Raw genomic sequence first — 14,855 nt, 5'->3', positions numbered from 1 at the left:
AGCTGAATAGCTCAATTTCAAAGCTGACGAGATTTTGCAATCTCTTGTTTTGGTTGATTGCTCAACCTTGCTTCTTCACTCGTTGTTCAGTTTTCAAAGAGCAATCATCTTGCTTATTTCACCGCCGTTTCAGCGGCGACTTTTATAAGATACCACAGACGGACATGCCGAGTCAACACTAAAATAAATGTTTTTTTCTCCCATTACATGAGCGTTAGTTTCAAGCCCGCCAAAAGCAGCACGCCGGGTATGCCAAGCAGCGTTACGGCGGCCAGAGTCACCGTGTTAATAGGCAGTTCCAGATGCGTGTATCCGCTAAGCAGATTCAAGACGTACAAAATAAGCGCGGCCAAAGCCACATTTAACCCCAGGCCCGCAAGCCACCTGCCGGCCCGCCGGTTGCGCAGCAGCATGATTGCGAGCAGTAAAGATGAACCCGCGAACAAACCCCACATTGCGTATTTGAGCGCCATATTTTATTCCTCCATCACGCGGCCGTTGTCGACCATGCTTATTTGCTGCTGTTTGGCTTGCTTGAGCAGCATCTCATACCTTTTTTCCGCCGCCTCCAGCGCATAAATCGCATAATCGACATGGTCCTTGTCCAACGCGAATTCAAAATGCGCCTGAGCCGCCAGCCAGCTTTTATGGGCCTTGCGGATCTCATGGATCAGCTCCTGCCTGTCCCTTCTTTTTGCATCCAGATCGAGTTTGGCCGCCGTATTTCTTTTCCAGTCCAACCATTGCAATGCCGGTTTCACCGCTCGTCCCCCATTCCATCATGACAAAGAGTTACTTTATTCATACGGCGACGGCGACGGGCTTAGAACCGGCGTTCAGTTTTCCACGCAAAAAAAGAGAGCCGCGCAGCTCTCTTCGTCCGATCTGAATTATTAAATTTCTCTTCTGCCTTCAAGCGCCTTGGTCAGCGTCACTTCGTCCGCATATTCCAGGTCTCCTCCGACCGGCAAACCGTGTGCGATCCGGGTAACGCGAAGACCGAAAGATTTGACCAGTCTCGATAAATACATCGCAGTGGCTTCTCCCTCGATATTCGGATTGGTCGCGAGTATAAGCTCCTGAACCTTTTCATCGCTAAGGCGTTTAAGCAGCTCGGCTATGTGGATTTGATCGGGGCCGATGCCCTCCATCGGCGAGATCGCACCGTGAAGCACATGGTAGTAGCCTTCGAATTCTTTGGTCCTCTCCATAGCCACCAAATCCTTCGGCTCCTGTACGACGCAGATGACGGAACCGTCCCTGCTTTTGTCCTGGCATATGCGGCACGGATCAACGTCCGTTATGTTGCAGCATACCGAACAATAATGGAGGTTTCGCTTCACGTTAACGAGCGCTTTGGCAAAATCGAGCACGTCGTCTTCTTTCATGCGAAGTACGTGGAAGGCCAGTCTGCCGGCGGTTTTGGGACCTACCCCAGGCAAGCGCGAGAAAGCATCGATTAGTTTGGCTATCGGTTCGGGGTAATGCACGGAAGATCTCCTTCATCAATCAGATTCGCTTGGTCTTGGCTGTCTTAGAATAATCCCGGAATGTTCATGCCGCCTGTCAATTTGCCCATATCTTTGTTCGCAAGTTCTTCTGCCTTGGTCATGGCATCATTGACTGCAGTCAGCACGAGATCCTGCAGCATTTCCACATCATCCGGGTCTACGGCTTCAGGCTTGATCGTGATGCTTTGTACTTTCTTGTGCCCATTCACTACGACAGTCACAACACCGCCGCCAGCCGTTCCTTCAATCGTTTTGTTGCCAAGCTCTTCCTGAGCTTTCAGCATTTGCTCTTGCATTTTTTTTACTTGTTTCATCATTTGATTCATGTTATTCATCGCATTTAGCTCCTTCTGGTTTTAAAATATTTAGTCTTCTTTAATAGTTACCAAGTCTTCGCCGAAAAGTTGGATGGCTTCGGAAATCCATTCTTCCTTCGGCTTGCCGCCCGCTTCTTCCTCCTGCTCCATCTGCATAATCTCCTGCGGAGCGGCGGCCGCTTCGCTTGAAGCTTCGTCCCACTCCTTGCGCATAATGGTCAAAAGGCGGTACGGTTTGCCAAGTACGGAAGTCAGCACCTGTTCGATCAACTGTTTGTTCTCGGGCTTCTCGGTCGTATTGCGGTGCATCTCGTTCTTGAAAGCGACAAGTACCGCATCATCCAACACGGAAACCACATCACCGTTCACGAACCAGGCGTGAACCGTAATTTTTTTCTCCTTGACGGTGCCAAGAATCTGGCTCCACTTCATAAGAGCCGTCTTCATCTCCTGGCTTTCGGCCGCTTTGAGATAACCGTCCAGCTTCAGGCCCGATTTCTTGACGGGCACTGCGGCAAGCGGCCCCCTTTGGGGCGCAGCCTGCTTCAACGGCTGATCTTGCGGAGCGGCTGTCAAACCTGATTTTACCAGTCCGGCAACCTGTTCTTCAAGCTGCTGCAGCTTTTTTGTCAGATGAGCGATCAGATCCCCTTGCCCGGAAGAAACCGCTGCAGGAGCAGCCGACATGGAAGCATGAGACGAACCAGCTCCGGCATGGATGTCGCCGGCTTTCATAATCGCGATTTCAAGCAGCGTCTGCGGCTGTACGGAATATTTCATTTCACTCTGATAATGATTTAATATTTCTATAATAGCCATCATTTCATTTGGGGTAAAGTGGTCTGCGACCTCGCGCTGCTTGTTCATATCGAAAACCCGCTCTGTAATGACCGGCGAGTTCGGAACCATGCGCACCATCAGCAGATCGCGGAAGTAATCGATCAGGTTCTCGATGCATTTGTCCGCGCTTTTGCCCTCCTGCATGAACGTATCCACCAACTCCAAAGCTGCGCCCAAATCTCTGTCTTTAATCGCCAGAACGAGCTTTTCGAACTGATCCGCGGCCACGCCGCCGGTAATGGATAAAATATCGGTAAGCTGCACTTCTCCGGTTGCAAACGATGCCGCTTGATCCAGCAGACTGAGCGCGTCCCTCATCCCGCCATCCGACAGCCGGGCGATGTAGTGAAGCGCCTCTTCGCTGATCATGATGCCTTCCTGATCGCAAACGAAGCGCAGCCGCTGCACTTGTTCCTCCAGCGAAACCCTGCGGAAATCAAAGCGCTGGCAGCGGGATATAATCGTGGCCGGTATTTTATGGGGCTCCGTCGTCGCCAATATAAACATGACGTGGGCCGGCGGCTCTTCCAGTGTTTTGAGCAGCGCGTTAAAAGCCTCGGTCGTCAGCATGTGCACTTCGTCGATGATATACACTTTTTGCCTTACTTCCGTAGGCGCATATTTCACTTTGTCGCGGATGTCCCGGATTTCTTCGACTCCCCGGTTGGAAGCGGCGTCGATTTCCACGACGTCCATCACAGCGCCTTCGGTAATCCGCAAGCAAGCCGAGCATTCGTTGCACGGCTCTTCCGCGGGACCGTTCAGGCAGTTAACCGCTTTGGCCAATATTTTGGCCGTGCTTGTCTTTCCCGTTCCGCGGGGACCGTTGAACAAGTACGCATGCGTAAGGCGGTTTTCTCTTAGCGAGTTTTGCAGCGTCCGGGTAATGTGCCTTTGTCCGACGACTTCGCCGAACGTCTGCGATCTCCAAGTCCGATATAGAGCGATATGTGCCATAATGTCCCTCTCCAACAATCCCTCTTTCGAATTATTGAATTCATTATACTATAAACCGTTCCGGGGGTGAAATAATTGCTTAAGGGTACGGGATGCTGATCGTAAACGTCGTTCCGTAGCCTTTGGACGATACGCGGATACTGCCTCCCATGTCATGGATGATCCTTTGGCAGACGGACAGCCCCAGTCCTGTCCCGTCATCCTTGGTCGTAAAAAAGGGATCGAAAATTTTATCGATCACGAATGCCGGTATCCCCGCTCCCGTGTCATGGATATCGATGCACACGTTGCGCTCCGCCAGGTCCGTTTTCTCCGTTACGGTCAAAATCCCCCCGTCGGACATCGCTTCTATGCCGTTTTTGCAAATATTCAAAAATACTTGTTTGAGCATCTCCCGGTCGGCCACAATTTCAGGCAAGCGGCTGGCAGCTTCGTATTGCAGATTTACATTGTGCAGCACCGCTTCGTTATTAATGATCGGCAAAATTTCCCGCAAAACCTCAGAGGCGTCTATGCGTTCGTATGTCACATTTTTGGGCTTGCCGAGCAGCAGGAACTCATTGACCAGTTCGTTAATCCGGTTGATTTCGGCCAGCATGACTTCCGTGTAGTTTTGCTCCTTGCTCATCCCTTGCGTTTCGAACGTCCGCTTGAGAACCTGCAAAAACCCTTTGATCGAAGTCAGCGGGTTGCGAATCTCATGGGCCGTGCCCGCGGCAATTTGCCCGATCATCGCGAGCCTGTCGCTGCGCTGGACCATTTCCTCCAGAGAGCGAAGATTGGTCACGTCTTTGAAAATCAGATAGGCGCCGACCATTCGGCCATGGCTGTCCCTAAGAACATTGGAATCCAGCAGCAGCTCGTACCGCTCATGATTGTTCGTCCAGGAAACCGCATAGTTGCGCACTACCATTCCGTTCAAAATGGTTCTCTGCACCAACTGATGCTCAGGCGGCACCGTTGCAAACACTTCCTCCAAGGGCCTGTTCAAAATCCGCTCACGGTCCATCCCGAGAATTTTGCAGGCCATATCGCTAATATCGACAAGCGTAAAGTCCATTCCGATCAAAAGAACCCCTAAATTGACGTCCTGCAAAAAGGCGTCCGAAAATCGCTGCAGCAAACTTAATTGCGAGTATGCGGCCTGATTTTTCATAATGATCAGATAGGCTTGTTTGCCGCCGCGCATCAATTTCGTCATGGAAAAATGATAATGGGTCATTTCGCCGTTTTTTCCGATCATAAATCCGTAAGGCCATTCCGCCGTCCGTCCCGCCGATTGATTGTAAACATTATACGACTCCTGCAAGCCGAGCTTCATTTTGAATAATTGGGAGAACGCGATATTCGTTATTTCCGCAGCCGAGTATCCCGAGCGCTTCAGTACGTAGTCGTTTGCTTCCACGATTTGATCCGATTCATCAACAATAAGCGCGCTGACCTGCAAGCATTGATCCAGCAATTTACGCACTTCTTCCACGGATACTTGATAATGCTCAGAACCGGAATTTGACATACACAGCACCCCCAATCAGAAAGCGTTTTCAAAATTGTTTAATAGTATATTCATTCTCTTTCATTAAAGGAATTTCCTTCCTTTGCATGAAAAAAACGCCCGGCAGCAGCCAGACGTTTCGTTAGCATAATTTGCAATTATAAACCGTGCACCTGTTATTGATAAAGGGATACGAGCGTACTCTTGTCGACAGCTCAAGTTAGGCAACCCTTCGGCACATGAAACATCACGCTTACGGCTGCTTCCTTCCGGACCTGACCGGGTTCACGAGCATTCATTGCGAAGGACCCGACTCTCAACACTACGTGCAACAGCCAGACCTCACATCACAGTACCTCTAACAGGAATTCAACCCCGCTACAGCGGATTGCGAGCTACAGGGCACCGCTACCTCCCCGTCTAGCACGGCAAAAATAAGTATAGCCGATTGATAAGCAAATAGCAACTAAGAGCAAAACCTACCAAACTATCTTTCGACTGTAACCCGCACATCATATCGCGGCATATTCGTATCCAGAGCCATCTGGGCCTGTGATCTGAGCTCTTCCGCCTGAGCTTCCGTCAGCTCTTTTTTCGGTTTGATTTTCACTTTGGCTGTCGGGCCGTTGAACGTAATGCTGGTTTTATCGATTCCCTTGAGCTGGGCAAGAACCGCTTTCATCAGATCGGCATCGTCCCTGTAATGGTGATATGTTGGGTGCAGCGGATTATTCGGATTGACGCTCGTTAATCCCATGTAGCCGTCCTGCGGGTAAGCTTGCGCTTTGTATTTGCCGCCTGCGGTATTGTTGCCCGCATTGCAGCCTGTAATGCCCGCTGCCAGCAAAAGCGCCGCGGCAAGCCCCAGGATGCGTTTGAACGCAGCCGGTCTTTGCAAAGCGTAGCCGAATCCGCCAGGCTGCAAGCCGCCTCGTTTTCCAGACATAAAAACACCTCCCTTTTCACCTCTAAGCCTAAGCTTAGGATGACCAAGGGAGGTTGTCTTATGCCGATTGGCAGCACTGAAATTGATGCCAATTAGATGCCGTATTTCTTTTTGAATTTGTCGACACGACCGCCTGCATCGATAAACTTTTGTTTACCGGTGAAGAACGGATGGCAGTTCGAGCAGATCTCTACGCGGAGATTTTGCTTGATGGAGCCTGTCTCAAATACATTACCACATGCGCAAGTCACTGTGGTTACATGATAAGTAGGATGGATCGCCTCTTTCATGCTTGTTCACCTCTTTCCGCCCTGAATCATTTGCTGAAACAGAGTTATCTAGTCACACGATGGTCATTATATCATATAGAAAAGATGTGATGCAACAGAAAATCGCGTTCACTCAAAGCTTGCCCGATGCGGCTTTTCCGCTGCTGTAAAACTCGGGCGTATGGGTATAGGAACCGATCACGACATCAGGCAGTTCTTCCTGAAAAATTTCGATCATCTGCTTCATGCCGAGGAGTTCTCCCTGCGCTTTGGGAATGATGCTCAAGTAGCTCTCGGGATCGATATTCAAATTGCGCAGTTGGATCAGCTTTAAGCCTGTCCGCCGCGCAAAGTCGATCATCGCTTCGATCTCTTCCTCGCGGTCCGTCACGCCCGGAAACACGAGATAGTTAATCGAGGTAATAACCCCTTTATCGCTCGCATAGCGGAGCGACTTCTCGACGTTCTTAAGCGTATAGGCACGCGGCTTGTAGTATGCGTTATAATGATCGTCCAGCGCGCTGATGGTGCTGACCCGCATCAGGTTAAGCCCCGCGTCCACAATGCCGCGGATATGATCCGTGAGACCGGCGTTCGTGTTGATGTTGATGTAACCCATCTGTGTCTGCTGACGCACCTGTTTGATCGCTTCGATGATCAGGGCGGCCTGCGTGCTCGGCTCCCCTTCGCATCCTTGGCCGAAGCTGATAATGCTCTCCGGCGTGCGCAAATGCTCAAGCATAATCTGCACGATCTCTTCCACATTCGGCTTGAAGTTCATCCGGGTCTGCGGGGCTGGAAAGCCGCTGTCATCCGGCTGCTCGGAAATACAGCCGAAGCAGCCCGCGTTGCAGGAGTAAGAGACGGGAACGGCTCCCTCCCAGCGCTGCAGGAATGTGTTGGATGCGGTCAAGCATTCGTAGCCTAACGCGCAATTGGAGAGGTGCTGATACAAGCGGTTCTCGGGATACTTGGCAACAAGCCGGTTCACCTGCACCTCAAGCTCCTCGGGGTCGCAATGGACCGGATTCCAGAAGTACGGGTTGTCGCTTTGGCGGGCCGCTACGTAGAATCCGTCTTCTTTCCATACGACTGCCGTATATCCGAACAAGGGCAGCGCCTTTGTTTTATCCGACTTGATGTAGCCGGGCAGCAGCAGTCTTGTGAATCCTTGCGGGAGCAGCGCCCCTACGGCATGGTAGTCGCCCTCGACCAGCTTCATGTCACCGGTGTCCGCATCGATGCCGACGGGACGTGTAAAAGGGAGACTAACGAGCGTAGCGCCTTCAGGAAGAGGAATCAGCTCTTCGTCCAAAATTTCCGTTATCATTTCTGCATTGCGTCCGAGCGCAAGAAAGTCGGGATGATCGAATACGTTGCCCTGAGCGTCTGCATAAACCAAATTCATAAGGGTACTCCTTAAGATTTCTTTAGAAAAGCCGCTTCATACGCATGCCACTCTCGTTATGAAGCCGAGTTTTTGACTTTCCCCTTGTTGTTCCCGCCCGTACTTGATCCTGAGGACGACGACGGGGAGGCGAGCGAATCCAAAAACTCCTGATTTGTCTTGGTATCGGCCAGCTTTTTGATAAAAGCTTCCGTATATTCGTGCGAGTCGTTCATGCCTTTGCGCAGCGCCCAAATTTTTTCCAGCTCTTCCTTGCCGAGCAGCGCTTCTTCGCGGCGCGTACCCGAGCGGCGGATATCGATGGCCGGGAAAATGCGGCGTTCCGCCATTTTGCGGTCCAGATGGAGCTCCAGATTCCCCGTCCCTTTGAATTCTTCATAGATGACGTCGTCCATCCGCGAGCCCGTCTCCACAAGCGCCGTAGCGAGAATCGTCAAACTGCCGCCTTCCTCGATGTTCCGGGCAGCCCCGAAAAAGCGCTTGGGCCGGTGGAATGCGCCGGGATCGATACCGCCGGAGAGCGTTCTGCCCGTAGGAGGCACCACAAGATTATAAGCCCTGGCCAAACGCGTGATGCTGTCCAGCAAAATAACTACGTCTTTCTTATGCTCAACAAGACGCATAGCGCGCTCAAGCACCAGTTCGGCGACCTTAATGTGGTTTTCCGGCAGTTCGTCGAATGTGGACGCTACCACTTCCCCTCTGACCGAGCGCTGCATATCGGTAACTTCCTCGGGACGCTCGTCGATCAGGAGAACAAACAATTCGATATCGGGGTAATTGGTGGAGATGCTGTTGGCGATTTCCTTAAGCAGCAACGTTTTGCCTGCTTTTGGGGGGGCTACGATCAAGCCGCGTTGTCCGAGTCCGACAGGAGCTAGCATATCCATAATACGAGTCGAAAGCTTGTTAGGGGTTGTTTCGAGTATAACCCGGGTTTGCGGATAAAGCGGGGTCAGCGCCGGAAAGTGCAGCCGCTCGGATGCCGTTTCCGGCTTCTCCCCATTCACGGCCTCTACCTGCAGAAGACCGAAATAACGCTCGTTCTCCTTAGGCGGCCGGCATTTCCCCGACACGACATCGCCGGAACGCAGATCGAATTTACGGATCTGGGATGCGGAGATGTAAATGTCCTCAGAGCTCGGCAGGTAGTTGATCGGCCGTAAGAAGCCGAAGCCTTCCTGCAAAATTTCGAGGACGCCTTGCATGAACATCAGTCCGCTCTCCGCTGCTTGAGCGCGTAAAATCGCAAATATAAGTTCTTTTTTCTTAAGCTGTCCGTAGTAGGGAATCTGATGTTTTTTTGCCAGCTTATACAAATCGGTTAACTTCAATGCTTCAAGCTCAGCAAGATGCATACTCATTAATTTCAACCACCAAACTATTAAATTTTCTATGAATATCCAGAAATGTAGTAGCTAGCATTGCCTAGCTGAAGGATATTTATTCCTCGGCTTCGCGCCATACCTCCGCTCCGAGCGAAGACAGGTTGAAAACCAGGTTCTCATAGCCTCTGTCGATAAATTCGACTCCGGATACTTCAGTGATGCCGCCGCTCATGACGCTTAGTCCGGCAATAACCAGCGAAGCGCCGGCGCGAAGGTCGGTCGCCTTCACTTTCGCCGAGCTGAGCTGCGATCCCTCAATGATCGCCGAACGGCCTTCCACTTTCATTCTCGCGCCCATGCGCACGAGTTCAGGTATATGTTTAAAACGATTGCTGTATACATGATCGGTCAAAATGCTCACGCCGCGCGCCTGACAGAGCAAGCTGGCCATCGGAGATTGCAGATCCGTCGCGAAGCCGGGATATACCAGCGCTTTTACATCCACGCTCTCGTATTCAGGCTGGCCTACGACACGAATCGATTCATCCATTTCGTAAATATGCACGCCCATCTCCTGCAGCTTGGCAGTCAGAGCTTCCATGTGCTTGGGAATGACATTGTCTACCGTAACGTCTCCGCGCGTCGCCGCTGCGGCAATCATATATGTTCCCGCCTGAATGCGGTCCGGAATAATCGAATGACGGCAGCCATGCATCTCCGTAACGCCTTCGATACGGATCGTCTCCGTACCCGCTCCTTTGATTTTGGCTCCCATGGAATTGAGCAGTGTTGCCACATCTATAATTTCAGGCTCTTTGGCCGCGTTTTCAATCAAAGTGGAACCTTTGGCGCGCGATGCCGCCAGCATAATATTGATCGTGGCGCCTACGCTGGCCATATCCAGATAAATTTTCGCTCCGCGGAGCTCCTTGGCACGTATTTTCAATGCGCCGTTTTCGTTGCTGACGACCGCTCCGAGCGCTTCGAAGCCTTTAATGTGCAAATCGATAGGTCGGGGTTCGAAATTGCAGCCCCCCGGAAGTCCGATGGTCGCCTCTCCGAATCTGCCAAGCAAAGCGCCCATCAAATAATAGGAGGCTCTCAGCTTCTTCACTTTGCCGTTCGGCATCGGAATGGATCTCATTACGCTTGGATTAATGGTCATCCTGTCTTCGTGCCAATCAATGGAAGCTCCCAAATCTGTCAAAATTTCTGTATATGTAGCCACATCGCTAAGATGAGGCAGATTATCCAAAGTTACTGGCGATTCCGCAAGAATAGCAGCAGGAATCAAAGCCACGGCGCTGTTTTTGGCACCGCTGATTTGAACCGTTCCCCGCAGCGGCCGGCCTCCGACCACCATTAATTTTTCCGACATGTTTTCTTCTTCCCCCTACATCAGGTACATTCTTGCTGTGCGCGGGCTGGACGCACTAATCCCTTGAACAAAAACAGAAGAGGGAAACGCATCGATAATCGATAGCATTTCCCACAAGATCTATACAGTTGGAATTAAGCTTGGTTGCTGCTTCCGAACAGTTCAATTTTGGATTTTACCACGTCGATCATGGCTTTACGGGCAGGGGTGAGATATTTGCGAGGATCGTACACTTTCGCATCTTTGTTCAATACTTCGCGAATAGCTTCGGTACAAGCAACTTGGTTCTCCGTGTTCACATTGATTTTGCCAACGCCTGCTGCGATCGATTTGCGGATCATTTCGTCAGGTACGCCCGAACCGCCGTGCAGTACGACAGGTACAGGAATCGCTTTGGATACTTGCTCGATGATGTCGAAATGAATGTTAGGCTCGCCGGCGTACATGCCGTGTGCGGTACCTACGGCAATCGCGAGGCAGTCAACGCCTGTTTCTTCATAGAAGCGGATCGCTTCTTCCGGTTTAGCCAGGTTAGCATGCTCTTGATCTACGCTGATGTCGTCCTCGACGCCGCCGATAGTACCCAGCTCGCCTTCCACGGATACGCCCATAGCGCGCGCCGCTTTTACGACTTCTTTGGTCAAGCGGATATTTTCTTCGAACGAATAGTGCGATCCGTCGAACATAACGGAGCTGAATCCCGCACGGATACATTTCATTGCCACTTCAAAGGAGCTGCCGTGATCCAGGTGCAAAGCGATAGGCAGACCGGATTTCTTAGCTGCTGCTTCGGCGATAGCCACTGTAAACTCGATACCCATGTATTTCAGTGCGCCTTCGCTAACACCGTAAATAAACGGGGATTTCAGTTCGATTGCAGCTTCCACGATCGCTTGTGCAAATTCAAGGTTGTTCATGTTGAACTGGCCGACCGCGTATTTGTTCGCTTTCGCTTTCGGTAAAAATTCATTCATTGAGACCAATGCCATGATTCTCTTCCTCCTAGTACCTTTGGTAGTAGATGCGTGTGTATACCGCTCTTTGTCATACTGACATATTATAGCACATATTTGATTAAATGATAAACAAGCCCGGCGCTTTTTAAGGAAATTCTAAGCTGGGAGGCCTATCTTCCAAAAGTTCCCGATTGTAATAAAAAAAGACCCTAATATTTAGGATCCCACAGCAAAACCGCTGCTTGATTCATTGTTCAGCTGTCTGTTGACAGCCAAGCGGAGCTCGTCAATATCGAAAGGTTTCGTAAAATGCATAATCGCTCCAAGATCGGTCGCTTCTTTAATCATATCAAGTTCGCCGTACGCGGTCATCATAATGACTTTGATGGACGGATCGATCGCTTTCAAATGCTTGAGAATATCGAGTCCGTCCATGCCGGGAATTTTCATATCGAGCAGTACAAGGTCAGGAGAGGAATTTTTCACAATTTCCAAAGCCAGTTTTCCATTCGATGCCTGATAGGTATCGTATCCTTCGTTGCTGAACACTTCCATTAAAAGTACGCGAATTCCGTTTTGATCGTCAACAATCAACACTTTCTTCTTCATAAGCCCGGTTCCCTCCCGAAAACGAATAACGATTGCCCCATTACTATGGTTGTATCATATTCGCTACTCGTTCTCAATATCCTTCCTTAATCGAAAAGTTTATTGCAAACTTTTACAAAAAAGTACTTTTGCAGGAGGGATGTCTTAGCGGCTAAGCTGCAAAGCGGCTTTTACGAACTCGCGGAACAACGGCTGCGGACGGTTCGGACGCGAAGTGAACTCCGGATGGAACTGAACCGCAAGGAACCACGGATGATCCGGAACCTCGATCATTTCCACCAGTCTTCCGTCCGGCGACGTGCCGGAGATGCGGAGGCCCGCTTTTTCAATCAGCTCGCGGTATTCGTTATTGAACTCGTACCGGTGGCGGTGTCTTTCATAGACCAGCTCGTCGTTGTAGGATTTCGCCGCCAGGGAGCCGGGAACAAGCTTGCAAGGATATAGGCCGAGGCGCATCGTGCCGCCCAGATTTTCAATGTCCTTTTGCTCGGGCAGCAGGTCGATCACCGGATACGCCGTAGTCGGATTGATCTCCGAGCTGTTCGCGCCGTCGAGGCCCGCAACCGTGCGGGCGTATTCGATAACGGCAACCTGCATGCCCAGGCAGATGCCGAAGAACGGAATTTGCTGCTGGCGCGCATAGCGGATCGCGGACACTTTGCCTTCGATACCCCGGTCGCCGAAGCCGCCCGGAACGAGAATGCCGTGAACGCCTTCCAGCAGCTCGTGAACGTTATGGTCGTACACTTCCTCCGCATTCACCCAGCGGATGTTCACTTCGGCATCGTTGTCGATACCCGCATGGCCGAGCGCTTCGACGATGCTGAGATAAGCGTCGTGCAGCGCGACATATTTGCCCACGATGGCGATTTCCGTTTTTTGCGAGAGCGATTTGACGCGGCGAACCAGATTTTCCCACTCGGTCATATCCGGCTGAGCGTTCGTTTTTAATTGGAGATGCTTGCACACGTAGTCGTCGAGACCTTGTTCGCGCAGCATCATCGGCACTTCATAGAGCGTCTCCGCATCTTTACACTCAATGACCGCCGCCGGATCGATATCGCAGAACAAAGCGAGCTTGCGCTTCATGTCTTCCGTCAGGGAGTACTCCGTACGGCATACGATCACATGCGGCTGGATGCCCAATCCGCGCAGTTCCTTGACGCTATGCTGCGTCGGCTTCGTCTTCACTTCGCCGGCCGCTTTGATGTAAGGAATGAGCGTCACATGAATGTACATGACATTCTCGCGCCCGATGTCGTTTTTCATTTGACGGATCGCTTCCAAGAACGGCAAACTCTCGATATCGCCGACAGTACCGCCGATTTCCGTGATGACCACATCGGACTGCGCTTCCCGTCCGGCGCGCAGCACCCGATCCTTGATCTCGTTGGTAATGTGCGGAATCACCTGCACCGTACCGCCCAAATACTCGCCTCTGCGCTCTTTGGTAATGACGGAGGAGTACACTTTGCCTGTGGTGACGTTGGAGCTTTTGGACAAATTAATATCGATAAAACGCTCATAATGGCCCAAGTCCAGATCCGTCTCCGCGCCGTCGTCGGTTACGAACACTTCCCCGTGCTGGTAAGGGCTCATCGTTCCCGGGTCTACGTTAATGTACGGGTCGAACTTTTGAATCGTAACCTTCAGACCCCTGTTTTTGAGAAGTCTCCCTAAGGAAGCTGCAGTAATCCCCTTTCCGAGAGAAGACACAACCCCTCCCGTAACGAAAATATATTTTGTCATTTATGTAGCCCTCCTTAAAGTTTTCGCCAGAAAACTGGCATCGTAAGCATAAAAAAATATTAGCGCAGGCAGGCCGTCTTTCATCGAAAACGCGCTGCTGCAAGAAGCGCATCCGACATGCAAAAACCGCGACAGCACCTGATTTCTAGTTTCTGCAAAATCATCATTTTCATGAACACCGGTCAAAAACGGCCAATAAAACAAAAAAAGTGACACCCGTAGTGACGGGGGCACTTTTCGAACGCATCAGCGATTTGTTAAGTTTCTTTTAAAGCCCATGCAATAGTTTACTCTGAACGAATGGCGGATGTCAAGACAAGTTATTTCTCCTCTTCATCCTCTTCGTCGAAATCGGATTCTTCCTCTTCTTCATCCAGATCTTCTTCGAGCTCTTCGTCCGTTTCCTCAATCTCGGCGTCGCCCAGATCCTCTTCTTCAATCTCTTCGTCCTCGAAGAATTCGGAATCCTCCTCCACCTCGTCTTCGGAATCAGCGCCAAACGCATCGTACTCGTCTTCCTCTGCGTATGTATCTTCTTCTTCCTCCGCATAGATGTCCTCGTCGAGATCGTCGTCTTCGTCGTTGATGATTCTCGGACGTTTCGCGTTGCCGACCGAATCCTCGGATTTCTCCACCGGATACCATCGTTTCAGTCCCCACAGATTGGAGCCTACGCAAGCAAACCGGCCGTCGATATTGATTTCCGTATATAATTGGGCGATCACCTGCATGACATCCTGCTCGGACAACCCTTTAATTTTAGCAATTTCCATCATCAGGTCACGGTAATAAAACGGCGTGTTCGCCGATTTCAGCAATTCAAACGCCAAATCCACCATCGGCATTTCGCGCGCCTGCTCTGCATTGATTTTGAGTGTGTATTCGCTACTCATCTAAGGCACATCCCTTCGACCTTCTTCTCAAGTTCTTCTATCTACCTTATCCAATATCTTCATTAAGTAAAACCTATTTCTCCTAAAAATGCAACTATCCACTGCGGGATTAACGCCTGAAAATAAAACCAAGCGAAGGTCCCCCTTCGCTTGCGACTGTATCCTCGGGAATCAGCACGCGAATCACGGCCGGCTCCGC

General features: G+C 50.9%; 15 protein-coding genes and 1 other RNA gene. All 16 read right to left on the bottom strand.

The window, feature by feature from the left end; genetic code table 11:
- Positions 1–203: 203 nt before the first annotated feature.
- Complete coding sequence (locus AC0LWT_RS37815) at positions 204–473, bottom strand: pro-sigmaK processing inhibitor BofA family protein (RefSeq protein ID WP_474687042.1); 270 nt, start codon at positions 471–473, stop codon at positions 204–206.
- Positions 474–476: 3 nt separating this feature from the next.
- Positions 477–761, bottom strand: a complete 285-nt coding sequence (locus tag AC0LWT_RS37810) for a DUF2508 family protein (RefSeq protein ID WP_474687041.1) — start codon at positions 759–761, stop codon at positions 477–479.
- A gap of 132 nt (positions 762–893) precedes the next feature.
- Positions 894–1,490: a recombination mediator RecR gene (recR, locus tag AC0LWT_RS37805; RefSeq protein WP_474687040.1), complete on the bottom strand. Its 597-nt coding sequence runs from the start codon at positions 1,488–1,490 to the stop codon at positions 894–896.
- A 44-nt stretch (positions 1,491–1,534) separates the two neighbouring features.
- The gene (locus AC0LWT_RS37800; protein ID WP_474687039.1) at positions 1,535–1,846 is read right to left on the bottom strand and encodes a YbaB/EbfC family nucleoid-associated protein; all 312 of its coding nucleotides are present in this window, start codon (positions 1,844–1,846) and stop codon (positions 1,535–1,537) included.
- Positions 1,847–1,876: 30 nt separating this feature from the next.
- Entirely contained in the window at positions 1,877–3,625 is a 1,749-nt protein-coding gene (gene dnaX / locus AC0LWT_RS37795; protein ID WP_474687038.1) for a DNA polymerase III subunit gamma/tau, read from the bottom strand.
- A gap of 79 nt (positions 3,626–3,704) precedes the next feature.
- Positions 3,705–5,141 (bottom strand): ATP-binding protein, encoded by a 1,437-nt coding sequence (locus AC0LWT_RS37790; RefSeq protein ID WP_474687036.1) that lies wholly within the window; start codon positions 5,139–5,141, stop codon positions 3,705–3,707.
- 144 nt (positions 5,142–5,285) lie between these two features.
- Positions 5,286–5,549, bottom strand: an RNA gene (gene ffs / locus AC0LWT_RS37785) — signal recognition particle sRNA large type.
- A 58-nt stretch (positions 5,550–5,607) separates the two neighbouring features.
- Positions 5,608–6,066, bottom strand: coding sequence for a hypothetical protein (locus AC0LWT_RS37780; RefSeq protein WP_474687034.1), 459 nt, complete (start codon positions 6,064–6,066; stop codon positions 5,608–5,610).
- Between the two features lie 92 nt (positions 6,067–6,158).
- Positions 6,159–6,356, bottom strand: a complete 198-nt coding sequence (rpmE, locus tag AC0LWT_RS37775; protein WP_235120038.1) for a 50S ribosomal protein L31 — start codon at positions 6,354–6,356, stop codon at positions 6,159–6,161.
- A gap of 112 nt (positions 6,357–6,468) precedes the next feature.
- Entirely contained in the window at positions 6,469–7,743 is a 1,275-nt protein-coding gene (locus AC0LWT_RS37770; protein ID WP_474687032.1) for a radical SAM family protein, read from the bottom strand.
- 56 nt (positions 7,744–7,799) lie between these two features.
- Entirely contained in the window at positions 7,800–9,107 is a 1,308-nt protein-coding gene (rho, locus tag AC0LWT_RS37765; RefSeq protein WP_474687030.1) for a transcription termination factor Rho, read from the bottom strand.
- A 79-nt stretch (positions 9,108–9,186) separates the two neighbouring features.
- Positions 9,187–10,449 carry a UDP-N-acetylglucosamine 1-carboxyvinyltransferase gene (murA, locus tag AC0LWT_RS37760; RefSeq protein ID WP_474687028.1) on the bottom strand — a complete coding sequence of 421 codons (1,263 nt, stop codon included), beginning with the start codon at positions 10,447–10,449 and terminating at the stop codon, positions 9,187–9,189.
- A 134-nt stretch (positions 10,450–10,583) separates the two neighbouring features.
- Positions 10,584–11,438, bottom strand: a complete 855-nt coding sequence (gene fba, locus AC0LWT_RS37755; RefSeq protein ID WP_474687026.1) for a class II fructose-1,6-bisphosphate aldolase — start codon at positions 11,436–11,438, stop codon at positions 10,584–10,586.
- 183 nt (positions 11,439–11,621) lie between these two features.
- The gene (locus AC0LWT_RS37750) at positions 11,622–12,014 is read right to left on the bottom strand and encodes a response regulator (protein ID WP_474687024.1); all 393 of its coding nucleotides are present in this window, start codon (positions 12,012–12,014) and stop codon (positions 11,622–11,624) included.
- 144 nt (positions 12,015–12,158) lie between these two features.
- The gene (gene pyrG, locus AC0LWT_RS37745) at positions 12,159–13,763 is read right to left on the bottom strand and encodes a CTP synthase (RefSeq protein WP_474687023.1); all 1,605 of its coding nucleotides are present in this window, start codon (positions 13,761–13,763) and stop codon (positions 12,159–12,161) included.
- Between the two features lie 320 nt (positions 13,764–14,083).
- Positions 14,084–14,656 carry a DNA-directed RNA polymerase subunit delta gene (gene rpoE, locus AC0LWT_RS37740; protein WP_474687021.1) on the bottom strand — a complete coding sequence of 191 codons (573 nt, stop codon included), beginning with the start codon at positions 14,654–14,656 and terminating at the stop codon, positions 14,084–14,086.
- Positions 14,657–14,855: the final 199 nt, after the last annotated feature.

The organism is Paenibacillus sp. sgz302164, assembly GCF_056120505.1.
The sequence above is the reverse complement of the archived record's forward strand: the minus strand, read 5'-3'. Positions and strand labels throughout refer to the sequence as shown.